This is a genomic window from uncultured Clostridium sp., from assembly GCF_900547735.1.
Taxonomy (GTDB): domain Bacteria; phylum Bacillota; class Clostridia; order Lachnospirales; family Lachnospiraceae; genus Otoolea.
In genome coordinates this window covers 28,685-53,677 of record NZ_URHZ01000015.1, presented here as the reverse complement: position 1 = coordinate 53,677, position 24,993 = coordinate 28,685, and the positions used below count along the sequence as shown (strand labels likewise).

Below are 24,993 nucleotides of genomic sequence, written 5' to 3'. Positions count from 1 at the left end.
CATTGAAGAGGGATTTACAACCTCTTTTTTAAATTTTTTTTAAACATAAGGACGGGGCCGGTCCCTACGCGGTCTTCGGTCCCGTCGATCCCCTGACCTGGGGAATTCGAGGAAAAACTTTCCGAAGGGGACCTTGGAGTCCGTCAGTGCTTGATGAGGTCTTCAACAAATCCAGCACTGTTACGCACTCCACAAGCGAAAGTGAGTCCCCGTAGGAATTTTTTTCCTCGAATTTCCCCTCGCAACACCTTTCCCCGGGACTGAAGACTCACCACTCCCTACCCCGTCCGCCATCCCCCCCAGGCGTCCCCGCCTTTCAACGAAACAATCCCTCTATCAACTCCCATATCCTCCTGAAAATATTCGCAATCCGGTGGAAAATACTCCCGTCCGAGTGGAATTCTTCGTCCACACTGTTTCCGCTTTTTACCTTTTCCTCTTTGATTTCCTCGGTCCGCAGCACGATCTGGATTGTGCGCGGGGACGGGTTTCTTGTGGAGGTAAAGGAGACGGGCGCGGCATCCGGATCCACGTTCAGGATTGTGGTGTCTTCGGTGGTGTACTCATCCCACTTGTCGTCTATCATATCCTTGATCGTGTTTTTTGCGCTCCTTAAGACGTTTGTCTGCCCCAGGCCTTCTCCTGCATCGTCCAGGATGGCCGCCAGACCGTTCAGCGTCTGTTTTGTACTGCTGTTCAGCGGGTCACTTATGCTCTTTAACTGGTTTTCCAAAGCCGTGCTGAACACCGTCAGGGATATCAGGCTGTTGTAGGCGCTGTCTGTCAGTTCTCCCATATCGTTCAGCGTGGACAGGATTTCATCGTGGTGTTCGTCGACTGTCCTGTTAATAGTGTCTACGGAGCTGATGACGTCGTCCGCCGCGTCACAGATGTCCGCTGCCGTGTCCGCGATATCACGGATATTTTTAAGAGCGCCGGAGACACTTCCCCTCTGTGCGGCCAGGGCCTGCAATATCGTCTCAGACTGTGTGATCAGAGCCTCCACGTCGTCCGTCAGGCTGGTATTTCCGATTGTGCCGTCCACTCCCTCCACTATGGCGTCCAATGCGTCCATCAGTCCCGCCTGGCCGGCCCTGCCGGCCTCGGAAGCGGTTGCCGCACGGTCATTTTCCGGCATCAGGTATGCCACAAGCGTGTCTATCTCATCAATGGTGTAATCCATATTGTTGAATAAATAGGAGGCCGCCTCGTCCTCGTCGTAGATTCCTGCATCATCCAGCTCTTCGGCCAGTTCTTCCAGTTCCTCCCGGTCTACCAGCGCGGAAGCTTTTGTTTTCACCGCCCCGGCAGATGCGATCAGGCTCGGGACTGCGCTCGCCAGCCCTGCGACTCCGCCGCTCAGCTCACGCTGGGACACTTTCAGGTTTTCCAAATCCGATTTTGTCTTTTCCATCTGGCGTCCGATACTCTCCGCCGCCATATCCACCGCGGGGTGGTTGATGGCTTCCCTCAAATCATCCATATCATTTCTCAGACCAGCCACGTCATGTCTGAGTTCCGACAGCAGAGGAGACAGTTCATCCAGGGATTCCACCAGATCGCTGATATCCAGGTTTAGATCGTTCAGAAGATCCCGGGCCTCCTTCATATGAGTGGAAAATGGGGCAAACTTCTGGGCCAGAGCGTCCATATTGCCGATTGCCACATCCGCCGCATCGTAAACCTGGGCCTTCGAACCGGCAAAAATCTCCCTCGTCTCATTCAGCCCCCTGATTCCGTCCGCCGCATCCGTCATGCCCGCCTGCATTCCATCCAGTGTATTAAATATTACATCCAGGCTCTCACTGATGGAATCGGCCGAATCCTCCAGCGTCTCTTTGGCATCCCTGATATCCGCAACCTTGTCAAGCTGTGCGGCCGTAAGGGGAACCATCGTAAATACCAGACCGCTGAATTTAAAATCATTGGTTCCGATCCGGATGGAATAGTGCTGTTCCTCTCCCGGCAGGGCAAAAAACAAAACCGCATTCAGATTTCCCATCGCCTGTATCTGCGTCCCCTCCGCTTCCAGGCTCAGGTTTTTATCCATATCCACCACGGTTGTGGCCATCAGGGTCATATTGTTCCGGTAATAGTCCGAAACCCTTTTATTGGGAAGTAAATCTACATTAATTTCGATCAGGCCTGCCGCCCCGGCCAGTTCCTCCGCCTTTTTCTCCTGCCCATTCAGACGGTAACCCACCCGGATCGTCCATGGCAGCTCCTCCTCTTTCACCTGGGTGACTCCCTCAAAATAAAAGCGGTCCGCCGGTTTTTCAAGTTCGAATATTACTTTCCCGCCATCGACCGACGGCTCGGAGTGATCCGTCATATTGGTAATTCCGTCATATGTACCATAATCCTCTATCCTGCTGCAGCCGTTAACCGTATAACCCTTGACGACGCTGCTCTCCCTGATTTCCCCGTACTGGTTCAGAGTGACATAAAGAGTCTCGTCGCAGACGGGTTCGTCTGCAGCGGCCCCGGCCGTCAGCACCGTGCCAAGCCCCAGAACGGCCGCCAGCACCGCCGATATGATGCGTTTATTTCTCTTCATGGCTTTCCCCTCCTTCTCGTTCCGGTTTTACTTCGCACGGCTTTGTTTCCGCCACTTCGATTCCAGCCGCTTTCTTTTCCCCCCTCCTTTTCATCCTCCGCTCCCTGCGTCCGGCCGCTTTCATCTGCTGCCGCCTGATTGGCTTGTCAAAGGCACTCAGCAGAGCGGGAAGCAGGGACAGCACGAGAACCATGCTGAGCATTGCCCCGCGGCCCACAAGCCTGCCCACCTGCGAGATGGCCTGGATGGATGAGGTGAAATACAGAAGGTAGCCGACCACGGTCAGAATCCCTCCCGACGTGACAATGGAAAGAGTACTCTTTGTTATGGCGGCAACCGCGGCCTCCCGGTTTCCCATCTCTTTGCGGAACGCCAGATAATTATTCGTCATGAGAATCGAGTAATCAATCGTGGCCCCCAGCTGCAGACAACTGACTACAATGTAGCCGATATAGATCACGCTGTCCCCCAGCACATAGGGAATCGTCATATTCAGATAAATGGCCACCTCTATCGGAATGATAACGAGAATCGGAATCAGCGGCGTCTGGAAGGTAACAAAAACCACCAGGGCCACACCCGCCAGGGAAAGGATGGATACCCTGTTGTAATCGGCCGTCAGGATTTCCTTGATATCGATCGTGGTCGGCGTCATTCCTATCACATAGGCGTCCTCCGGGTAAAACTCTTTTACCGTCTCCTGAAGTTTCCGGCTGCATTCGAATGCATAGTCGCTCTCCTGCGCCGTATCCATTGAAATCATGATTCTGGCGTACCGCTCCGTCCGCAGTTCCTCCTTCAGGGACTGTGGCAGAAAACGTTCCGGCAGGCCGGACGGCATGGTTCCCGACATGGACAGTGCATAGTTTACAAAGTCCAGATCCTCAAGCGCCTCCGTCAGCTCTCTCTCCGTCACCACGGAACCATTGGGCACAATTCCGATCATAACATTGGATTTGCCGAAAATACCGTTAATCTCATGTGTATCCTCATAAACCCTCGTTCCGGGCCCGGCTCCTATCGCGTCGTCACCGTAATAAAACACATTCATCGCCTGCCCGAAATAACAGGGCACGGCCAGAACGGCGGCCAGCAGAAAGACCGGATGGCGGATTTTGTTCATCAACTTTGCAAACCGGTCAAAGGGCGAAAGGAACGGCCGGTGAGCCGTTTTCACAATCTTTGCGTCAAACTTCAGTATCAGGGTCGGCATCAGCAGCAGCACGGTAAGCAGGCTGCATATAATGCCCTTTGTAAGCACCAGGCCGACATCCCGGCCAATTGTAAACTGCATGCTGACGAGGACGAGGAACCCGACTATCGTGGTTGCACCGCTGGCGAGTATCGAACTGCACGCCTCCCTGACGGCCTCTTCCATGGCCCCGTGGATTTCCATCCCCTTGTTTTTATATGCGGTAAAAGTGTGAAGCAGGAAAATGGAGTAGTCCATCGACACGGCCAACTGAAGAATCGCCGCAGTGGAAAACGTAAAAAATGATATACTGCCAAAGATAAGATTGGACCCCATATTCAAAATAATGGCAACAATCATGACAAAGATAAACAGAACCGGCTCCACCCAGGAAGTCGTGGTCAATGTGAGAATCAGCCAGATAATCACGAGGGACATGGCAATCGCAATGGCAATCTCCCTGGTGATGGATTCCTCACGCTCTTTAGAGGACACCGCACTGCCGGCAAAACAGCCGCGGTCTTTTCCGACAATCCCATATATCCTGCGGATTGCCGCCTTCGTTTCCGGATCGCCGTCCCCTTCGGTAAATACAATGTCCATCACGGCGTTCCCATCGCGGTAATAATCATCCATGGACAGTGCGTCAATCGACATCAGATCCGTCATGCTCTGGGTCAGGAAGGATGCTCCCATATAGACATTCGTCGTCACATCGGGGCCGATTACCATATCCACACCGTCCAGCTCTGAAATCTGATCGCGGATATGTTTTGCCTCCTGCAGAGAGACGTCCTTCACCATCACTCTGGCCATGCCGGGGTATCCGAACTCGTCCTCCATCACATCCAGCGCCTGTTTTGTGGGCGCCGACTCCGGCAGGTATTTGCTCAAGTCGTAATTCACCCCGACAAACGGAAAGCAGAGCGCACAGATTACCGTGAAAATGAAGAACACCTTTTCTATTATTTTTCCTTTGTATACAATAATCTGGATGATCCTGTCAAAAAAACTGTTGTCGTTTTTCATATCCGTTCTCCATTATTGTTTTATTTTCGTTTACTGTATTATTATTGACTTTTGAACACATGTGTATTATAATTCAAATGTCAATAAGTTTCAATAATCAAAAGTCCCCGCCTGATTCAATAATGGCCACGGACCCGGTTACGTGTACATTAACGGATATATTTTCCAGAATTGTTCACCCGTTTGTTACCTGGCACAGTGCGAACAATAACTCTTATTTATACACATACTTTTAAAGGAGATATGAAATATGGACGGACAAAAACAGGATCGAAGAATCCGCCGGACCCAGAAAATGCTGAAGGACAGTCTGGTGGAACTGATGACGGAGAAAGATTTTAAGAATATTTCAGTAAAGGACATCACCGACAGGGCCGACCTCAACAGAGGGACATTTTATCTGCACTATTCGGACACCTATGACCTCCTCCAGAAGATGGAGTCCGATGTTCTGAATGATTTCCAGGAGATGATCGACGCATATCTGAAGGGTCCCAGAAAGGGCTCTCTCCTTCCGGTGCTGCTCCCTATCATCCACTACATTGAACAGAATACAAAAATCTGCAAAATACTTTTCGAAAATACGGCCTCCAATGATTTTGTAAACCGTTTTCACAAGTTGATTTCCGATAATGGAACCGTTGTCATCACAAAACAGTATCCGAATATCAGCGAAGTCATGCTGGCTTACTTTCTGGAATTTATCACTTACGGCCTGACCGGCGTATTAAAACGGTGGATTGATACGGGAATGAAAGAGCCGCGGGAACAGATTGCGGAGATCGCGGACAAGACAACAATGGAGATTGCAAGAAACCTTTTGGCATAAATGCCGCGATTTGCGGTCTTTTTGCCGTCTTAAGCCATGCTTCCATAAATTTTAATAAATTTTTTTCATATATGAATTGCCAATTGCTTATATTATATAGTATATTGAATATGTAAGCTTGGTACTTTTAACCTGAAAAGACAAGGAAGTGAGCCTATGAAAATCGAACGTATCAATGAAAACCAGATTCGTTGTACACTTTCCAGTTTTGACTTAAGTGTACGCGACCTGAATCTGGGTGAATTAGCCTATGGCAGCGAAAAAGCGAAGAAGCTTTTCCGTGAGATGATTCAGAAGGCTTCCAACGAAGTAGGTTTCGAAGCAGAAGACATTCCGTTGATGGTGGAAGCGATTCCGCTGTCCAATGAGAGTATAATGCTTATCATTACAAAGATAGAAGATCCGGAAGAACTGGACACCCGTTTTTCCAAATTTTCTCCAATGGCCGAGGAAGAAGAATCCCTGTCCTCGCTGGCCAGCGAACTGTTAGAAGGAGCTGACGGAATTCTTGGACTCTTTACCTCCAAGACTGCCGGTGATGCAGTGCCTTCCCCGCTTTCCGCTGCCGCAGGATTAAAGAATGTGGAAACTACCGCCTCCGACGGCCAGCCCTCTGTCCGTTTTTTTACATTTGACAACCTGGATCAGGTTTGTCATGCCGCCAGAATAGCAGGACAAGTGTTTGACGGAGCCAACACGCTCTACAAGAATCCGAAGAACAACCGCTATTATCTGGTCATCAGAGAGCCGGAGGAAGACAATGACTCCTTCAAACGAATCTGTAACCTCCTGTCAGAGTACGGCAGCACTCTGAAAGCAGACCCTGCTGCTGAAGCCTACTATCAGGAACACTATGAAATCATCGTAAAAGACCGCGCCCTGCAGACGCTTTCCAACCTGTAGGACACTATGAAGAACTCTTTTACAGTAAAAGTAAACAATAAAAAAGACTTCCGTTCAGAGGACTGGCCTTTGACGAAAGTCTTTTTTATTAAATCCTGCTGCTCTTATTTCGCAGCAAGGTATTCGTTAATTGCAGAAACTACCGTATCCACCTGGATTCCATGGACATAGCAAGCTTCCTCAAGAGATTCTCCCTGTGCGGAAGGGCATCCCAGACAATGCATTCCTGCTCCCATAAGAATCGGGGCAATGCCTTCGTCTACCATGAGAAGCTGGCCGATTAACATATCTTTACTAACCTGCATGTTTCTTAACCTCCTTTTGTAATATAATATTCATGTCGTGAATATGAGTCTCCGACGGAATTCAGCGCCAGGCTTTCTGCGGCAGGCGCAGAAATCTGCATGCGCGTGATATAATGTCCGCGTTGCGTACATTATATCATAACTGTTCTGAATCTTTAAACAGTTATATCTATCCATACTATAATACTTTTCCACAGGCTTGGCAAGAAATAAAATTACCTGTATTCCTTATTTTGCGCATTGCTCCTATTTTTAAACATAAAATACAGTAATTTCTTCTTGAATAATTCCCAGTAATAGTATAGAATAAATGCAAAAGTTAAATTCTAAAGGAGGTACTTAATCATGGCATATGTAATTACAGATACATGCGTTAGCTGCGGTGCTTGTGCTGGAGACTGTCCAGTAGGCGCTATCTCACAGGGAGACAGCAAATATGAAATCGATGCCGATGCATGCATCGACTGCGGTAGCTGTGCTGGTTCATGTCCTACAGGCGCAATTGAGCAGGCATAATTAAGCGGAATGCTTAAGATACATAAGAGGCTGTCAGAGATGACAGTCTTTTTATGTTATATAAAACAGGGATTTTTCAGAGACCGTAAAGAGAGGTGCAATATGAATAAACCGGTGATTGGCCTGACAGCCTCCCACGATTTAAAAACAGATGATCTAAGAATGGGACATTTCTATATCGACGCCATACGGAAAAACGGCGCGATTCCCCTCGTCCTCCCTCTGACGTTAGATGAAGAGGAAGCCGGACAGCTTGCCGACACACTGGACGGTTTCCTGTTCAGCGGCGGACCGGATGTCCATCCGTTTCTCTTTGGCGAGGAAACACTGACCGGATGCGGGGATTTCTCGCCGCTTCGCGATTCCTCGGAGCTGCTTCTGCTCTCCCAGGTTTACGAAAAGAAAAAGCCGGTCCTTGGCATTTGCCGTGGAGCCCAGCTTCTCAACATCGCCCTGGGGGGAGATATCTATCAGGATATTTTTTCTCAGGTCCCGGAACGTTTTCCTATCGCGCACAGACAGCCTTTTGGTGCGTCGCATCCGGCTCACCGCGTAACACTGGAGAGCGGCTCCCGCCTGGCGCAGATAACACAGTCCCTTTCACTGGAAGTCAACAGCCTTCACCATCAGGCTATCCGGAATGCCGCCCCCTGCCTGAACGTCTGCGGGCGCGCTTCCGACGGCATTATCGAAGCAGTCGAACAGCCGGATCATCCTTTCCTGGTAGGCGTCCAGTGGCATCCGGAGCAGCTCGCCGGGAAGTATGAACATGCCGACCGCCTCTTCTCCGCTTTTATAAACGCCTGCCGGAAAGTGTAACAGCGGAATTCCCTGCCTGGGATTTGATTCACGGAATTCCGCCGGACTTTCCTATTTTCAGCCGTGATGGAAACTGCTTAAAGCTTGTTTCCGTTGCGGCCGAATTTTTTCTTTTTAAAGCGAAAAAACGGAAATCCCGTAACAGAAGCGGCAGCTTCCGCCCTGCCCTGGTTGTCCCTCTGATAAGCGCGGATTACTTCATCGAGCTGTTTAAACCGCTCTTCTTCCCTTTCATCCGACACGCGCATCAGATACTCCATCTCCTTCATCAGCTTGTCATGTACCAGATAACTGATGTCCTGGCTCAGCTTCTCGCTGTTCTCTTCCATAGCCCGTCCAATAATATGGTTCATCACCTTCTGGAACTGTTCCATTTTCTCTCCGGCCAGCAGCGCCTCCACGCTGTCCTTGTCGAGAGCGGTAAGTCCGGCCGGTTCGCCGTTCTCACCGGCTTGTCCATCCTTTACCTTGCCGTCCGTCTGCTCTCCTCCGGCCTTTTTTTCATTCCCTTTCTGCTCTTTCATGTCCTGTTCTCCTATACCTGTTTCTTTCAATGCGGCAATCACATCCTCTTCCAGGACCTCACTCGGGATAATCACCTTACCGTCCTGAAGAGATTTTGCCAATGCAGTCTTAATTGCTTTTAACTGATATCCCTTTTCCTTCAGCACTTTAACCTGTTTAAAAAGACGGATGTGAAAATCCGTGTAATATCGATGTCCCATCTCGTTTCTGGGGATAGGAAGCTCCAGTTCTTCCTCCCAGTACCGCAGCACATGTGCTTCTACATCCACTTTTTTCGACGCATCTGAAATCAGATAATGTATCTCAGCCATAATAAATCCTCTCCTTTAGTCCACAATATTTCGTAGCTTACTATTACTATATGCCGGGTTCAGAAGGAATATGAGTATCATGTAAAAATTTTAATACCTGTTTTTTCTTATTTATACAGGAAGTATCTGTCTATTACTGGAAATTTTTTCTTTTTATTTGACAATTAACCCGGTGCGATGGTAGAATTTCAGTATAAGCACATTATGCCGTTATCTGTGTAATAGAATAAGCTTAGAGGAAAATTATATGAAAGGTGGCTTGAGGATGGATTATTACAATCTTGCTATTAAACGTGAATCAACGAGGAGTTTTAAGAAAAAACCGGCTTTGGAAAAACAGTTGAAGGAACTTCAGGACTATTTCCCGGAGTGCAGAAAACTGGTACAGGACATTCGGGTGTCCATTGAACTTCTTGGGCCTGAGACCCATTCCATCCTGTCAGGATGCGCCGGATACCACAACTTTATGATCGAGGCTCCCCATTACATCCTGGTATCTTCACCAAAAGAGGATTACTATCTGGAAAACGCCGGATACATCGGCGAGGATCTTGTTATAAAGCTGACCGAGCTGGAACTGGAATCCTGCTGGATTACAATCGGAGACAGCTCCGAGGTTAAAAAGCGCCTGTCCCTCCCGGAAGATATGGAACCGTGTGCACTGATCGCATTCGGCAACGCCACTATCATGCTCCCCTCCTCCAGACTGGACATTAAGAGCATTTCCGACGTTTCAATTAAAAAACGTACCGGCTTCGTCGCGCCGAAACTTTCCGTGGACCACGCCGTTTATACGAAAAACTGGGGCGAAAGCGCAGAGATTTCCTCTCTTCCGCTTAACAACAGCCTGTATCAGGCATTCATCTCCGCCTGCTGCGCTCCTTCCTATTTAAATCTTCAGTCATACCGCTTCATCCTGGATGGGGACATGATACTCCTTGTTACCCTCCCCGATGAACTGACCACACCGGATGATACGCGCCTCAACGCGGGCATCACGATGCTCCACTTCGCCGGCGCCATGGAGAATCACCACCTCTCCGAAACCGGCTGGACTCTCGGAGCGCCGGAAGGTAAATACGAGCTGCCGGAAGGGGCAAGGATTGACGGGTACTACAGCACCCGGTAAAACGACATATTAGCGAAATGCTCATTTTACACACGTTTCGCGGGAAATTAAGAATAAACGCCAGTACCTTCATCACAGGGTACTGGCGTTCCTACAGGAGAATCAATTATAACATGAACGGCGCTCTGCTTATAACCTGGCTACCCCCGTCCTGACCGCCGCCTCCTTCACGGCCTTTGCGACAGTTTCCGCCACCCTGCTGTCAAATGCGGACGGAATGATATTGCAGGCACACAGGTCCTCATCACCAATCAGACCGGCGATCGCCCTGGCCGCGGCAAACTTCATTTCATAGTTGATATCTCTGGCACGCGCGTCCAGTACCCCGCGAAATATCCCTGGAAAAGCGAGTACATTGTTGATCTGGTTCGGATAGTCGCTGCGCCCGGTCCCCATTACCTTCACCCCGGCGGAAACGGCGTCCTCGTAGGTAATCTCCGGAGTGGGATTGGCCATTGCGAACACAATCGGGTCGGGAGCCATTGTTTTTACCATCTCCGGCGTCAATGCGTTTGCGACGGAAACTCCTACAAAGGCGTCCGCTCCCACTACGGCATCGGCAAGCGTACCCTGTTTTCCTTCCGGGTTTGTAACCTCACAGAGCTCCCATTTGTGGCCCTGCGGTTTCTCGCTTCTTTCCTTATGCAGGATTCCGTGCTCATCACAGGCAATCACATTCTTAACTCCGGCAAACATAAGCATCTTAATGATGGCGGTTCCGGCGGCTCCGGGTCCGTTCAGCACCACCTTCATCTCCTCAAGCTTCCGGCCCGTCAGCTTTGCTGCATTTAACATGCCGGCGGTCACTACAATCGCCGTTCCGTGCTGGTCGTCGTGGAAGACCGGGATATCCAGCTCTTCCTCCAGTCTTCTCTCAATTTCAAAACACTTGGGTGAACAGATGTCCTCCAGGTTGATGCCGCCGAAGGTCGGAGCAAGCACGCGTACCGCCTGGATAATCTCCTCCGTGTCCTGGGTTCCCAGGCAGATTGGAAAGGCATCCACATCACCAAACTGTTTAAATAAAATACTTTTTCCCTCCATGACAGGCATGGCGGCCTCCGGGCCGATATTTCCAAGGCCCAGCACGGCAGAGCCGTCGGATACCACCGCCACCAGGTTCCCTTTGGCTGTGTAACGGTAGACATCCTCCTTATTTTCATGGATTTTCCGGCATGGCTCGGCAACCCCCGGCGTATAGGCGATGCAGAGTTCTTCCCTTGTCTTAAGCTCCACCTTGCTGGTCACCTGAATCTTTCCTTTTTTCTCCTCATGCCTTCTTAAAGCTTCTTCATTAAAATTCATTTTCTCACCCTCTTTTCTCCGATAATGCGGTAAGCATGTTGTATAGAAGCTCCAGTCTCGGTTCAATCGTGTTAAGCTGAAGTGATTCTTTCTTCCCGTGAGCCCCGTCTCCTGCCGGTCCGGCCCCGTCTATGACAGCGGAGCCAGCAAAAGCCGCAAAGTTACCGTCGGAGCCTCCGCCTGTCTTTACCCATTTCATATCCATACCGATGAGCGCGGCCTGCTCCTCCATGAGCGCCATCAGGGATTCTGTCTTTTCCGTCTTATTCATCGGCGGTCTGAAGCCGTCTCTCACTATGGTTACGGACGTTCTCGGGTTAACCCTCCGGCTCTCCAGCCTCTTCAGGCTTTCCTCAATCTTCTCATGCTCCCCGATGGTGTCAAAACGGGTGTCGACCACACATGCCGCCAGATCACAGACCACGTTGGATGCCGTTCCTCCAGAAATCACTCCAACATTAACGCTGGTTCCGATCTCATAATTGTTGAGAGCCTGTAACTTAAGAATCAGTTCGGCCAGCTCATAAATGGCGCTTGCCCCATCCTGAGGCGCTATCCCCGCATGAGCCGCGACTCCTTCCACCGTCACCGTGTACCGCGCAAGGCCCTTTCTCTCATTCACATATTCCCCGTTCTTTCGTCCCGGTTCCATCACGATGGTAATATCCGCTTTCTCAGCCAGTTTTTTAATCCATTCCTGAGAGTCCAGGGAAGAAATTTCCTCATCACTGTTGTGAGCCACACAGATGTTTAACCCTGTGCCATCCTCCACCAGATTCTTAACAAGGTACCAGGTGGATAACAGGCCTGCCTTCATATCCATAATGCCCGGTCCATAACCCAGCTCTCCCTCCTCCCGGTAAGGTCTCCGTTCCGGCTCCCCGGCTGGAAATACCGTATCCATATGTCCGAGAAAAAGGACGTCGATTTTCTCCCGCTCTGCATAGCTGCGGATTTCCAGACAGGGCCCCAGGCCCTTTTCGGATTCGATCCGTTTCACCGTAAGGCCGAGTTCTCTATACTTTGCTTCCATGTAATCCGCCATGAGGGATGTTCCGCCCGGCACCCGGCTTCCGCTGTCGATATTAACCAGAGTCTCCAGTTCATTCAGATATTCTCGTAAATTAAAGTTTTTCATTGTCTAATCCTTTCGCGTTATTGCGGGATATCCGCAATGTTTTCTTAAAACATCAGAAACGTTGACAGTAACAGGGCAGCCAGGCCTCCCGCCATCGGAATAGCCGTACGCTTTACAACGTCAACCGGGAACAAGTCCGCGCTGGCGCTTACCGCCACGATAACGGAGGTAATCGGGGAAATGCTTCTGGCAATACCGCTTGCCAGCTGCATCGGCATAACCATCAGAACGGTAGAGATACCGAAGGCGGCCGCTACGGTCGGAGCAAGGGCGGCAAATGCGTAAAAAGGAGCATTTCCGGACCCCATTACAATGGAACATACGGTAATAATCAGGACCATAACAATGGTCATTGGGACGGGACCGAAACCGGTAGCTTTACAGCTCTCAATAATCGTGTCGATCGCTCCGATTGACATAAGACCTTTTGCGAAGGTCTCTCCCGCAATAATCAATGTTACAATTGTAGCAAACTGGCTGCCCATTCCGTTAAAGAACACCTGAATATCCTTTGCAACTGCTTTGCCGTTTCCTCTTTTCGTGATGAACTCAAAAATCAGGGCAATTGTCACGCCGAGCAGCATGGCCGTGATAACGTTCATGGAAATAGAACTGATGACTAATTTACTGAACACAAAAAGGAAAATCAGCGGAAGCAGAGGAAGAATTGCATAAATCTTCGGAACCGCCTTTTTCTCTCTTTTCCCGTCGGCCGCTGCATCCGGAATAAAATTCATCTTCCTGTCAAAATATTTCTGTACCAGATAGTGAAGAACTGCTATCGTCACCACAACCACTCCCGCTACCGGAAGCTGATACTGCACAAAATATAACATCGGCTCCAGGCCTGCCGTCTGAGCCGCCATGTTCGAAGCGCCGGAAGCCGGTCCCAGATCCAGACAGGCCGCGGTACCGATAAGAGCCGTTGCCGACAGGCGGCTGACTCCCAGTTCAACAAGCACCGGGAACAGCGTTGCCATCAGAAGTACACTGAGTCCCGCCGCACTCGGAATAAATATGTTTAAGAACTGTCCGACCACATAACTGAGAGCCAGAACCAGATACGGCTTATTGAGCGCCTTCAGCGGCTTGATACAGATGTCCACCATTGCGGAGCTTGCTCCAATGTGCTCCATGTAAACGGCAAAGCCGCCGACTGCCATGATAATCATACCGGTCCCCGCCGCGTCGGCTGCAAAAACGGTTTTCATATATTCAAAAATATCAAAGAGCCAGAAGCCGGTTGACTTATCAGCCGCCATAATCTCCCCCAAATGGAACACGGAGGCAATGATCATCAGAAAAATTCCTGCCGCAAAAAGCACGGTCTGCGGTTTATACTTTTTGATAACGAAATACCCCACCACAATTGTTACAAGTAAAGCAATTAACACACTAAACATAACACCCTCCTATTTTGTTTCATCATCTGCCTGTTCATTTGTTGCTTTGTTGTTGGCTTACCTATTTACGGTTATATTAAAGACGTCTTTTATATTTCCAATTATATCACGCAAATCATTAATGTAAATGATAATAATTATTTTCGTTAAAAAGGAACAATTAAAACGTCCGTAATTTAGTAATAAATCACAAATTTCTTTTTTATCCAGCTTACCGGTACCCGCGCGAAGTTCCTCTGTTGTAATACCCTTTATTTTTTGTTATACTGTATAACAAATTACAATGTTTGAAAAAGGTGGTGTTTTTGTGAGAATTGCGATACTGGCTACCGCATATCTAAAAGAATATTTAGAAAAAGAAGTTCAGACGCTTGATTTGGACTGTGAGACAGAACTGTTTGTCTATTATAATTATGAACATATTGTGGAGCTGTACCGCAGGCTGGAATCCGGGTTTGACGGCTTTATCACCACCGGCCCCGGCCCGATGCTTTCTATTCAGAAAAGTGTTCCGGACTGCAAGCCCATCAGCTTTTTCCTCTGTTCCGCAGGCAATTACTACAAAACTTTTTTTGAGGTAATTTATAAATATCAGGATTGGAATTTCGAGCACGGATATTTTGATTTTTGTGATTATCTCTGTCCGGGAGAAGAGAGTTCGCTGATACAGTATCTGAGGGAGGGCACCTTCGAGGAATGGCTTCAGCGCAATAACCGGTATATAGGGGAACTGTCCCCGGAGACGGTCCACAAAACCTCGAAGCAGAAGCTGCAAAAGCACATTGAATTGTGGAATTCTAAGAAGATCAAGTATTCCCTGTCACGTATGAGCCCGATCATGCCGGAGATTCTGGAGGCAGGCGTGGAGTGTTACTATATTTCTTTCAGCAGGGAAGATATCCTGGCCGGTTTTCGCCAGTTGACACACGAAATTCTGCTCAGCACACTGACTAACAATCTGGCGGCTTCCATCGATTTGTTTTTGCCGGCCGCGTCCAGGGAGGATCCCGCCTCCTGGGAGCAGTTCCAGAACCGGTATGATCTGCTGGAAAAATTACTGACCGCCTTCAACAAAAAATATCTATACGATTTCATCATCCGGGATACCCGCTACGGTTTCCGAATCTCCACCAACCGAAAGACCGCCGAAAAGGTGACCGACGGCTTCACCTGCTGCCATCTTCGGGATTATATAAAGGAAAACGGGGGATTCGAGCTGGCGATCGGCTACGGCCTTGCCGAAGATTTGAGTCAGGCGGAGGCCAATGCCATAGTCGCAGCAAAGGAATCCCGCATTACCGGGAACCGTGTCAGCTACCTTTTCTCCGAGAGTCAGGGGCTCCTCGGCCTCCTGGGAGAGGAGGGCGCCGGCCTGTCGATCCAGAGCGCCGTCACGCCTTATATGCGCGAACTCGCCGACCGCACGGGCCTCTCGACCCTGACCGTGCAGAAGCTTTGCTCCGCCCTCGCCGTAACCGGTACGGAGGAGGTTACGACACAGGAGCTGTCCCGCGTTCTGCGCATCACGATGCGCAGCGTAAACCGTATTATTACAACCCTCGTAAAATACAACCTTGCCGAAGTTATCTATACCCGTCAGACGAATACAAAAGGACGGCCCAGCAAGGTGTACCGAATTTCTATTAAAACAAATTAATTCTTAAACCGCCCCGGGTCCGACTCTTCAATCTTTAAAAGAAACAAAAATGCCTCTCACTGATGGAGAGGCATTTTTGTTTCATCTCAATTTTCACTGCCGCCCGGATGCAGCTCTCTTACTCAAATCTTTTTATCTTGCGAATAACTGCCTGAACTCCTTCACCTGCGTTCTCCCAATCGGCAGCAAATCTTTCTCATAATATCTCATCTTAAGGCTGTACCCACTGTTATAGGTTGGAATCATCTCAAGCACATAGTCAAGATTCACCAGATAACTTTTATGTATTCTGAAAAACCGGCAGTTTCTCAGCCTGGTTTCATAGTAATTCAGGGATTCATTCTGGAGGTATGCCTTTTTGGCCGTATGGATCTTGCAGGAGCGCTTTTCCGTCTCAATAAAAACGATATCCGCCACATCCAGCACCTGGAAGCTGGCTCCGGCATTCACCATGATTTTATTGATGGCCATCTCCCTTGCCCCTGCTGCCTCGACTCTTCTCTCCTCCAGCCTGCCCATCGTCTTCCTCACCCGGTCCAGGTCAAAGGGTTTCAGAAGGTAATCCGTGGCCCCCAGTTCAAATGCCTTCACCGCATATTCCCTGTATGCGGTGGCAAATATAATCTGAGCCTCCGGCAGCTTGCTTTTTATCATAGACGCCAGCGTCGTCCCATTGGCCCCTCCCAGATCAATATCCACAAAACAGACGTCAAATTCCTCCGTATCAAGAAGCTGCATCAGCCTGTCACTGCTCTCGGCCTCTGTGATTTCCACCCCGGGACTGCACTGTCTGATCAGGTACACCAGCTCGCTTCTGGCAGGGCGTTCATCATCTACTACCGCTATCCTCATCCGTCTTCTCCTTCTGGTTTGGAATGATCATGCGCACAATGGTCCCCGAACCGCCGGAAATAATCTGGAGGCCGGCGCTTTTTCCATAGATCCCGGTCAGCCGCCTCTGGACATTCAGCATTCCGATTCCGTGGCTCTCATTCTGGTGCGGCAGTTCCGTGCTGCTCTCATAAAGCCGGTCCACGATCTCTTTGTCCATTCCGGGCCCATTATCTATCACATCGATCATTGTTGACTTTTCTTCCTTCCTGATGCGGATTGCCACCTGCCCCTTATCCCTTTTCATCGCGCCGTGACGCACTGCATTTTCCACGATTGGCTGCAGTATCAGGTTCGGCACGCGGCAGGTACAGTCTTTCGGCTCAGCTTCGATTTTGATTTTCAGGTGTTCCTCGAACCTGGCCTCCTCCAGCATCAGATAGGCTTTCACATGCTCAAGCTCCGTCTCCAGTGTCACCCTGCTGTCGATATCCTCCAGCATGTTCCGGAAATAGGAGCTTAAGGCCATCAGAAGTTCCCTGGCCTTCTCCGGCTTTTCCCGGCAAAAGCATGAGATTGTATTTAAAGCATTAAAGAGAAAATGAGGGTTAATCTGGGACTGGAGCGCCTTTATTTCCGCTTTTCTCAGATGTTCCTTCTGTTTCTCCATATCCACCAGTTTAAACTGGGTTGCAAAATAATTCGCGATACCTGTTACAAATTCAATATCGGCCCTGTAAGAATAGGCATTCTTTCTGACCATCATGACAAAAGAGAGCACGTCGTCCTCCCCGCGGACAATCGGAGCCGAGAGAATCACATTCTTTTCATACAGCGGATAAAACGCATCCTCGGGCAGAGGCACTTTACTGATCCTGGTGGTCCTGTATGTTGCGGTGGCCGCCAAAAGCCTAGGGTAAGAAGTCTTATTAAGCTCAATATCGTCAAATGCACTGCTTCTGCCCAGAAATTCATATCCCTTTATCACCGCCACCCCGACGCATTTATATTCGGACATGACGATTTCTATAATCTTCTGCATGCTGCTGCGGTTCGTCTCCGCATCCCCCAGGTAAGGGGCGCATCGTTCCGCCGTCCTCAGGGCCAGCGCCACGTTGGCCGCCACCTTCAGATCTTCATTGTTAAAAATCGTCTTGAAAATGCTGAAAAAGATAACCATTCCAAAGGAATTTATGATAACCATGGGCACCAGGACGATTTTTACAATCTCCAGCGCCTCAATAAACGGTCTTGTCAGTATGAGGATCAGAATCATATGAATCGCTTCCGCGACAAATGTGCTCATCAAAAGAAACCAGTTGGAATACTGCCGGTTCTCCCTCCTCGCATATCCAATCCAGGAACCAATGATGCCATGCAGAATTGCCGCCAGGATACAGGCCAGGGTGCTGATACGTTCCGGAAAAATCTGATACCGGTGGATCGAGGCAATAAGGGCCGTGGTCATTCCCGAAACGGGACCTCCCAGAAAACCGGCGGAAAGCACGCCTATGACACGGGCATTGGGAAGAGCTCCCTCCACCTGTATCCCGATATAGTCGGAAATAATGCAGAAAACGCCGAAAATCCCACCCAGGACAAGCTGGTTCCTGACTTTCCTCCTGACATTCCCGCCTCCGTTTCCATTCTCATCGTCCTCATTGAGCAGAAGCTCCTGGACAAACTGGATTTTGGTCAGCATCAGAGCCAGGACAATCAGCAGAGAAATATTCATACAGACACTCATAATAACATCATATACCATAGTGATCCCCCAATTCCTCACCGCCGCAGTGCGCTTCTGCAACTATTTACCTCTGCGCGGCATGTGCATCCTCGCGGAGCGTTTTCAATTCATAGGACGTAATTTCCTATGAATTGAAAAAGGGGCGCCGCGGAATCCTGTGCAGTCCCGCAGCACCCCATCATGCCGGTTTTAGTAACCTCTAAAAAAGCTACGTCACCATTGTAACATTTTTTTTCGCCAATGTCTTCTGTAAAATGACGATCGCCGCGCAGATGGCAATGCCGATAATATCGGTGATGAGTCCGCTGTCGATCAGGAGGTAGGCACCGACAAAACAGAGGATCCGCAGTGCAACGTTTACCTTCTGGAACAGGAAACCTTCCACCGCCACACTGATCAGGAATACGCCGACGGCCGCCGTGATGGCTACCTGGATTCCTCTGGCAATCGGTGTGTCGAGGAGCAGAAGTTCCGTATTATACACAAACATGTAAGGCAGGATAAATCCGGCCAGGGCCAGCTTCACCGACGCCCATCCCGTCTTCATCGGACTGCCTCCCGCTATGCCTGCCGCGGCAAATGCAGCCAGGGCAACCGGCGGCGTCAGGTTTGCAAACATTGCAAAGTAGAAACAGAACATATGGGCCGCGATAGGCGGAATTCCCAGTGTTACAAGGGCCGGGGCCGCAATCGTGGATGTGATGATATAGGAAGGAATGCTCGGAAGCCCCATGCCGAGAATCATACACGTTACCATTGTAAACATCAGGGTGAACATCAGGTTCTGGCCGCCAATCTGGATGATGGTGCTCGCCATGTTGAGGGCGAAACCGGTGATACTGCTCACGCCTACGATAATGCCGACGCAGGCACAGGCAATGGCAACCGATACGGTCGACTTGGCGCTTGCCACCATGGCGTCGATAATGTCATCCAGGCTCATCCTCGTGTTCGGACGCAGCTCTGCGACAACGATTGTGAAAATAATAGTATAGAATGCAGCCATAATTACCGTCTTGCCGCTGAAGAACAGCATGTAAACCAGGAAAATCAGCGGAATCGCCAGATGGCCGTATTCCTTCATAACTTCACCTATCTTGGGAAGCTGATCCTTCGGCGTCCCCTGCATCCCCATTTTCTCAGCGCGCATCTGGATCTGAAGCAGGATTCCAATATAGTAAATGACGGCCGGAATAATTGCTGATACAAGCAGAGTGCTGTATTTAATACCCAGCGTTTCCGCCATGATGAATGCCGCGGCGCCCATAACAGGAGGCATTAACTGACCGCCTACGGAACCGGTCGCAACAATGGCGCCCGAAAACTCATTGTCATATCCCGTTTTCTTCATAAGCGGTATTGTAAACGAACCGGTTGTCACAACTACGGCCACCGCCGCGCCGTTGATCATGCCCAGAAGACCGGATGCCACAACCGCCACTTTGGCTGGGCCGCCTTTACTTCCGCCCGCAAGGGCATTTGCAATATCATTGAAGAATTTGCCCATGCCGCATTTGTTCATAATCTCGCCGAATGCAATAAACAGGAATATGTAGGTTGAGGCCACGTTGACCGAGGAGCCGTAGATACCCTCCGTATTGGCGAAGAAATGGCTCATCAGCTTCTGCCAGGTGTAACCTCTGTGGAGGAAGATTCCCGGAATATCGATTGGAATCAGCCCCTGTTTTGTGCCCATCAGGCTGTATGCAATAAAGATAAGGCCGAGAATCGGAAGCGCCAGGCCGCATACGCGTCTTGTGGCCTCCAGCACCAGGAGCGTAAGCAGGGTTCCAATAATGACGTCCATGGAATTCGGCTTGCCCGCCCGGTTGATAATATTAAAATAATCAAGCCACATATAAAGAGGCACTGCCGCCGAAAGCGCCATCAGGATATAGTCGTACCATGCAATCACCTTGCGGCTGGCTTTTTTTGTTGCCGGATACATGGCAAATGCCAATATCAGAATCATTGACACATGGAGAGAACGGTGTTTCAGCGTCTCAGGCATCCAGAAACCGGATGCAAATACAAGGTGGTACAGTGTCACCGCAATCGCAAAAATCTTATATACCCTCGCAACCATCGGTGATACAAAGGTGCGCGTCTTGCTCTCTTTATCAAACTTTTCAAGGAGTTCCTGCTTTTTTGCATCCGTCAGTTCAGCCTCCGGTTTCCCATCGGCATTTGCCGGTTCCGGACTTGCTAATGCCGCATCCCCGAACGCATCGGCGTCCTTCTCAGAAGCAGGATCCTGTCTTTTCTCTTCCTCGCTCATTTCATATCCTCCTTTCCCTATTCGATACAGAGCACCATCTTCTCATGGTGAGGCATATCCTCGCCCCTGATCAGAAGCCGGCCGTTTAGTCCTATCTCTTTTAATGCCGTCTGTGAATTAATCCAGTTAAACTGGGGAAATTCACTCCCTATATCGTCCATATAAATCAGTCCGTCTTCATACCGGTAGGTGCAGTCCATTTCCGCCGGAATTCCGGCGCCGAAACCCGCCACCGAAATTGTGTTTAAAAGAAAACTCCCGTCTTTTTCTACCTCATAATATTCATTCCATGGGATATGCTCAAAAGAATGCTCCCAGCCGAAGTTCAGTTTGTCTCCGGTCTCCACCGGCACTCTCACGTAAGTCTCTCCCGTCTCCTGGTTCCTGATGACCAGGTACTCCCTCTGCCGCAGTCCGAAGGCGGCGGCAGAGAGAATGACCAGAGCTGATGCGATCAGCAGGAGGGTAAATTTAGTTCTGCGGCGTTTCATATCCGTGATCCTGCCACCATTTTGCAGCGCCGTCGTGGAGTGGGATCTTGACGTCATCGACGCCGAAGCTTATGTCGATGTTCTTATCCGCCGTGTTGTGGGAAGCTTTGATACTTCCGATATCATCAAAAATGCAGTTCATCATGTCATATACCATGTCATCCGAAAGGTCTTTGTTGACGATCATGATATTATAAACAAATACACTCTCAACATCTTCCTCATTGTTATAGGTATCGGCCGGAATGATGCTTGCCGCAAAGAACGGATACTTCTCAACCAGATGGTCTCTGCCCGCCCCGTCGATCGGCACGATTACCATGTCGTAGCTGAATGCCAGCTCGCTGACTGTGGAGTTCGGAAGTCCCGAGGTTACGAATGCAGCGTCACACTGGCCGTTTTTCATCTGGTCAATGGCCTCGCCGTATGATAAATAGTCCACGTCACTGTCTTCATAAGTCATCCCATATGCCTCATAAATCATGCGTGCATTCAGCTCCACACCGGAGTTCGGTGCACCCACGCCGACACGTTTGCCCTTCAGATCTTCCACACTCTTAATCCCGGTTCCTTCCGTTGTTACAAGCTGAACATAGTTCGGCCAGAGACGCATTACTGCGCGGAGGTCGGAATTGGGCGTATCAAAAGCTCCAAAACCTTCATAGGCCTGCATAACGGAATCCTGCATCGCAATAGCCAGTTCGGCCTCCCCGGCGGAAATCAGGTTGATGTTCTCAACGGAAGCGCCCGTTGCCTGTGCCGATGTCTTATATCCCGCGTTGCCCAGAACGGTTGCAAATGCTCCTCCAATCGGATAGTAAATACCGCTGGTAGGACCGGTCGCGATAGTAACAAATTCTTTTGCCCTGTCAATGTCCACAGTAGATGCCTGGCCGCTGTCCCCTTCAGCCCCCTGCGTGGCCACTGTCGGCACCGGCGCGGCGGAACTTCCCGCATCTGATGTCCCCGTGCTGCCCGAGCAGCCCGCAAGCGACGCCGCCATTGCCAGACAAGTAATACATGCAATCACTGATTTCATTTTTTTCCTCATATCCCGTACCCTCTTTCTTAAATGTTCACTGACTTTTTATAATTATTTAATAATTATGAGCTAATTTTACAGTTCCTTAACATCATCGTCAACGGACCTTGTACAAACTGCCCAAAATGGCGCGTGAAGCGCAGAAATCTATGTATAAAATGCAGACAAAAAAAGCCGTTTCCGGCGATTCCGGAACCAGCGGTAAAATCCGGTGCGGACAATGTGTAAAACAGGGCTGGATCATGACGGAATGATTTGCTACAATAAGCGGAGATAATAGTGAAAGGGAGGAAGCTCATATGGACTACCGCAGATTTCAGAACACAATCATAGCAAGGATTGACAAAGGGGAAGAAATCCTCGAGCAAGTAAGAGAAATAGCCTTAAAAGAGAACATAAGACTGGCCGGTGTCACCGCCCTGGGCGCGATCAATGATTTTACAACGGGAGTGTTTAAGACCGGGGAGAAAAAATATTATTCCAATGATTTTAAGGGTGATTATGAGATCGCATCCCTGAACGGGACGATAAATACCATGAACAGCGGATTTTATTCCCACCTCCATATGAGCGCGGGAAATGATAAAGGAGAGGTCTTCGGAGGCCATTTAAACAGAGCGGTCGTAAGCGCGACCTGCGAGATGGTAATTACCGTGATAGACGGAAGCGTGGACAGGGCTTTTGACGAAGAAATCGGTTTAAACTTATTCAAGTTTTAAAAAATAGAGAAAAGGAGACAGAACATGAAGAAGAAATTTGCTTTTATCCTGATGAGCGATGCCTATAACCCGGAGGAACACCAGGCGTGTTTTGAAAAGGGCAGCATGACAAGCTATATTTACACGGTCCGCAGCTTCGACGAGGCCTGCACAAAAATGAAGGAACTCGCAGCGGAGGGCTTTGGAGCGGTGGAACTCTGCGGCGCATTCGGCCCGGAAAAGGCGCAGAAACTGATCGAACTGACGGACAACAAGATAGCGGTCGGTTATGTGGTCCATAACCCGGAACAGGACAGCTTATTCGATGCATTCTTTTCAAAATAAGACTGCGGATAGAACAAACGGACTGCGCTTCTTCCCATAGGGGATGAACAGGCGCAGTCCGTTTTTAATATATAGTGAACTTCTTTATATGGCTCTCTTACATGCTTCTCTTACACGTCTCTCTTAACTTACTTCGCGAGATTGGCAAACTTCGTCAGCTCAGGCCTCCACATCAACTGAATGGTGCCGATTGGGCCGTTTCGCTGTTTCGCAATAATTACTTCCGCAATGTTGGGCATATCCGTGTCTTTATTATAATAATCGTCACGGTACAGGAACATAACGACGTCGGCATCCTGCTCGATGGCTCCCGACTCTCGAAGGTCGGAAAGCATCGGTCTGTGGTCGGGTCTCGTCTCACAGGCACGTGACAACTGGGACAGTGCGATAACCGGGGCATTCATCTCCCTGGCGAGCGCTTTCAGGGATCGGGAAATCTCCGAAATCTCCTGCTGCCTGTTATCTCCGCCCTTGCCGTTACCCGACATCAACTGAAGGTAGTCGATAATAACGACGCTGAGCCCGTATTCCAGCTTCATCTTACGGCACTTCGACCGCAGTTCCATAATAGAAATACCCGGCGTGTCGTCAATAATCAGTTTGGAATTTCCAATGACTCCGATTCCTTCCACCACGGCATCCCAGTCCGAATCGGTCAGCGTACCGGTACGCAGCTTCTGGGAATCCACGTTGGATTCCATTGAGAGCATACGGTTTACAAGCTGTTCCTTGGACATCTCCAGGCTGAATACCATGCAGGGCAGACCTTTTTTGACGGCCACATGATCCACGACATTCAGTACAAACGCCGTTTTACCCATGGACGGACGGGCCGCGATCAGGATAAAATCCGATGGCTGGAAACCGGATGTCCGGTAATCCAGATCAATAAATCCGGTCGGCACACCGGTAACGGTTCCCTGGTTTTTGGATGCCGTCTCAATCTTTTCCAGTACATTCAGGGCCACCTGCCGGATCGGCACGAAATCTCCAGAACCCCTGCTCTGAAGCAGATCAAAGACCGATTTCTCCGTATGGGCCAGGATGTATTCCAGCTTGTCCTTCCCGGCGTAGCAGAGACCTTCTATCTCCTCATTCACCTTGATAAGCCGCCTTAAGACAGCTTTCTCTCTCACGATATTGGCATATGTTTTAACATTGGCGGACGTCGGCACGGTCGTGACAATATCCCGGACAAATTCCAGGCTGCTTACTTCCGGCGGCACATCCTTCTCCTTCAGGCGGTTCTGCAGCGTTACCAGATCGACCGGCTTGCCCTCGTTGAACAATTCCACCATGGACTCAAACATCACGCCATACTGATGCTGGTAAAAATCGGCGCCTGTCACAATCTCAGACGCCGAAATAATTGCCTCTCTGTCCATCAGCATTGAGCCGATGACCGACTGTTCCGCTTCTACGCTGTGGGGGAGTACCCTTTTTATCAGCGCTTCATCCATCTGTAAACCTCCGATTTCCTCTGTGAGCGGTATTCTTAGCTTTCCACTACCTTAACAGCCAGTTTTCCGGTTACATCTTTGTGAAGTTTAACAGGCACTTCGTGGGTTCCAAATGTTTTAAGCGGTTCCGGAAGAACCAGTTTCTTTTTATCAATTTCCATTCCGAGCTGGTCCTGGATTGCCTTTGCGATCTCCTTGGATGAAACGGAACCGAATGCTTTTCCGCCTTCCCCTGCCTTGATGGAAAGTGTAATTGATTTACTTCCAATCTCTGCCGCCAGATCCTTGGCCGCCTGTAGCTGCTCCGCAGCAATCTTGTCGGCGTTGGCCTTCTGCAGTTTTAAGTCGTTAAGGTTCTTTGAAGTTGCTTCAATTCCCAGTTTTTTAGGCAGGATAAAGTTTCTGGCATAGCCGTCGTTCACCTTTACGATCTGTCCCTTTTTCCCTAATGCTTTTACGTCTTCCAATAATACAACTTCCATT

The 24,993-nt window shown here is 49.6% G+C and carries 22 protein-coding genes; 8 read left to right on the top strand and 14 right to left on the bottom strand.

Annotated features, from left to right (window positions below; translation table 11 throughout):
* Positions 1–316: 316 nt before the first annotated feature.
* Positions 317–2,557: a hypothetical protein gene (locus tag QZT18_RS06975; protein WP_294145953.1), complete on the bottom strand. Its 2,241-nt coding sequence runs from the start codon at positions 2,555–2,557 to the stop codon at positions 317–319.
* Complete coding sequence (locus QZT18_RS06970) at positions 2,544–4,778, bottom strand: RND family transporter (RefSeq protein WP_294145951.1); 2,235 nt, start codon at positions 4,776–4,778, stop codon at positions 2,544–2,546. Before QZT18_RS06970 ends, QZT18_RS06975 begins: the two co-directional genes overlap by 14 nt.
* Before the next feature lie 250 nt (positions 4,779–5,028).
* Here QZT18_RS06970 and QZT18_RS06965 point away from each other — a divergent pair, with 250 nt between their 5' ends.
* Positions 5,029–5,607, top strand: a complete 579-nt coding sequence (locus QZT18_RS06965) for a TetR/AcrR family transcriptional regulator (RefSeq protein WP_294145949.1) — start codon at positions 5,029–5,031, stop codon at positions 5,605–5,607.
* A gap of 156 nt (positions 5,608–5,763) precedes the next feature.
* On the top strand, positions 5,764–6,510 hold the full coding sequence (locus QZT18_RS06960) for an adaptor protein MecA (protein ID WP_294145947.1): 747 nt from the start codon (positions 5,764–5,766) through the stop codon (positions 6,508–6,510).
* A 104-nt stretch (positions 6,511–6,614) separates the two neighbouring features.
* Here the strand turns inward: QZT18_RS06960 and QZT18_RS06955 are convergent, their stop codons facing one another.
* Positions 6,615–6,815: a DUF1858 domain-containing protein gene (locus QZT18_RS06955; protein ID WP_125141192.1), complete on the bottom strand. Its 201-nt coding sequence runs from the start codon at positions 6,813–6,815 to the stop codon at positions 6,615–6,617.
* A 345-nt stretch (positions 6,816–7,160) separates the two neighbouring features.
* Here QZT18_RS06955 and QZT18_RS06950 point away from each other — a divergent pair, with 345 nt between their 5' ends.
* Both QZT18_RS06950 and QZT18_RS06945 read left to right on the top strand, forming a co-directional pair.
* Positions 7,161–7,331 (top strand): DUF362 domain-containing protein, encoded by a 171-nt coding sequence (locus tag QZT18_RS06950; protein ID WP_125141194.1) that lies wholly within the window; start codon positions 7,161–7,163, stop codon positions 7,329–7,331.
* Positions 7,332–7,433: 102 nt separating this feature from the next.
* Positions 7,434–8,150 (top strand): gamma-glutamyl-gamma-aminobutyrate hydrolase family protein, encoded by a 717-nt coding sequence (locus tag QZT18_RS06945; protein WP_294145940.1) that lies wholly within the window; start codon positions 7,434–7,436, stop codon positions 8,148–8,150.
* A gap of 77 nt (positions 8,151–8,227) precedes the next feature.
* Here the strand turns inward: QZT18_RS06945 and QZT18_RS06940 are convergent, their stop codons facing one another.
* Complete coding sequence (locus tag QZT18_RS06940; RefSeq protein WP_294145938.1) at positions 8,228–8,986, bottom strand: helix-turn-helix domain-containing protein; 759 nt, start codon at positions 8,984–8,986, stop codon at positions 8,228–8,230.
* A gap of 265 nt (positions 8,987–9,251) precedes the next feature.
* Here QZT18_RS06940 and QZT18_RS06935 point away from each other — a divergent pair, with 265 nt between their 5' ends.
* Entirely contained in the window at positions 9,252–10,115 is an 864-nt protein-coding gene (locus tag QZT18_RS06935) for a nitroreductase family protein (protein WP_294145935.1), read from the top strand.
* Positions 10,116–10,244: 129 nt separating this feature from the next.
* Here QZT18_RS06935 and QZT18_RS06930 read toward each other — a convergent pair whose 3' ends face one another.
* From QZT18_RS06930 to dcuC, 3 genes are read right to left on the bottom strand one after another with little or no spacing between them, the layout of a single operon-like run.
* A complete protein-coding gene (locus QZT18_RS06930; protein WP_294145933.1) occupies positions 10,245–11,420 on the bottom strand; it encodes an NADP-dependent malic enzyme in 1,176 nt (391 codons plus the stop codon).
* A 4-nt stretch (positions 11,421–11,424) separates the two neighbouring features.
* Complete coding sequence (locus tag QZT18_RS06925; protein ID WP_294145931.1) at positions 11,425–12,558, bottom strand: M20 family metallopeptidase; 1,134 nt, start codon at positions 12,556–12,558, stop codon at positions 11,425–11,427.
* A gap of 44 nt (positions 12,559–12,602) precedes the next feature.
* The gene (gene dcuC / locus QZT18_RS06920) at positions 12,603–13,961 is read right to left on the bottom strand and encodes a C4-dicarboxylate transporter DcuC (protein ID WP_294145929.1); all 1,359 of its coding nucleotides are present in this window, start codon (positions 13,959–13,961) and stop codon (positions 12,603–12,605) included.
* Positions 13,962–14,268: 307 nt separating this feature from the next.
* Here dcuC and QZT18_RS06915 point away from each other — a divergent pair, with 307 nt between their 5' ends.
* Positions 14,269–15,618: a hypothetical protein gene (locus QZT18_RS06915; RefSeq protein ID WP_294145927.1), complete on the top strand. Its 1,350-nt coding sequence runs from the start codon at positions 14,269–14,271 to the stop codon at positions 15,616–15,618.
* A gap of 132 nt (positions 15,619–15,750) precedes the next feature.
* Here QZT18_RS06915 and QZT18_RS06910 read toward each other — a convergent pair whose 3' ends face one another.
* From QZT18_RS06910 to QZT18_RS06890, 5 genes are all read right to left on the bottom strand, one after another.
* On the bottom strand, positions 15,751–16,470 hold the full coding sequence (locus QZT18_RS06910; RefSeq protein WP_294145925.1) for a LytTR family DNA-binding domain-containing protein: 720 nt from the start codon (positions 16,468–16,470) through the stop codon (positions 15,751–15,753).
* On the bottom strand, positions 16,448–18,214 hold the full coding sequence (locus QZT18_RS06905; RefSeq protein ID WP_294145923.1) for a LytS/YhcK type 5TM receptor domain-containing protein: 1,767 nt from the start codon (positions 18,212–18,214) through the stop codon (positions 16,448–16,450). Before QZT18_RS06905 ends, QZT18_RS06910 begins: the two co-directional genes overlap by 23 nt.
* Before the next feature lie 190 nt (positions 18,215–18,404).
* On the bottom strand, positions 18,405–20,474 hold the full coding sequence (locus tag QZT18_RS06900; RefSeq protein ID WP_294145921.1) for a TRAP transporter permease: 2,070 nt from the start codon (positions 20,472–20,474) through the stop codon (positions 18,405–18,407).
* Positions 20,475–20,491: 17 nt separating this feature from the next.
* Positions 20,492–20,965, bottom strand: coding sequence for a DUF1850 domain-containing protein (locus tag QZT18_RS06895; protein WP_294145919.1), 474 nt, complete (start codon positions 20,963–20,965; stop codon positions 20,492–20,494).
* Positions 20,946–22,016: a TAXI family TRAP transporter solute-binding subunit gene (locus QZT18_RS06890; protein WP_294145917.1), complete on the bottom strand. Its 1,071-nt coding sequence runs from the start codon at positions 22,014–22,016 to the stop codon at positions 20,946–20,948. The genes QZT18_RS06895 and QZT18_RS06890 overlap by 20 nt, the downstream gene beginning before the upstream one ends.
* 290 nt (positions 22,017–22,306) lie before the next feature.
* On the opposite strand from QZT18_RS06890, the gene QZT18_RS06885 reads away from it, so the two are divergent.
* Together QZT18_RS06885 and QZT18_RS06880 are read left to right on the top strand one after the other, a co-directional pair.
* Positions 22,307–22,726 (top strand): PPC domain-containing DNA-binding protein, encoded by a 420-nt coding sequence (locus QZT18_RS06885; protein WP_294145915.1) that lies wholly within the window; start codon positions 22,307–22,309, stop codon positions 22,724–22,726.
* A 24-nt stretch (positions 22,727–22,750) separates the two neighbouring features.
* On the top strand, positions 22,751–23,050 hold the full coding sequence (locus QZT18_RS06880) for a DUF6506 family protein (RefSeq protein WP_294145913.1): 300 nt from the start codon (positions 22,751–22,753) through the stop codon (positions 23,048–23,050).
* 128 nt (positions 23,051–23,178) lie between these two features.
* On the opposite strand, the gene dnaB is transcribed toward QZT18_RS06880, so the two are convergent.
* Both dnaB and rplI read right to left on the bottom strand, forming a co-directional pair.
* Positions 23,179–24,510: a replicative DNA helicase gene (dnaB, locus tag QZT18_RS06875; RefSeq protein WP_125141209.1), complete on the bottom strand. Its 1,332-nt coding sequence runs from the start codon at positions 24,508–24,510 to the stop codon at positions 23,179–23,181.
* 35 nt (positions 24,511–24,545) lie between these two features.
* Positions 24,546–24,992 carry a 50S ribosomal protein L9 gene (gene rplI, locus QZT18_RS06870; RefSeq protein ID WP_294145910.1) on the bottom strand — a complete coding sequence of 149 codons (447 nt, stop codon included), beginning with the start codon at positions 24,990–24,992 and terminating at the stop codon, positions 24,546–24,548.
* Position 24,993 lies beyond the last annotated feature (1 nt).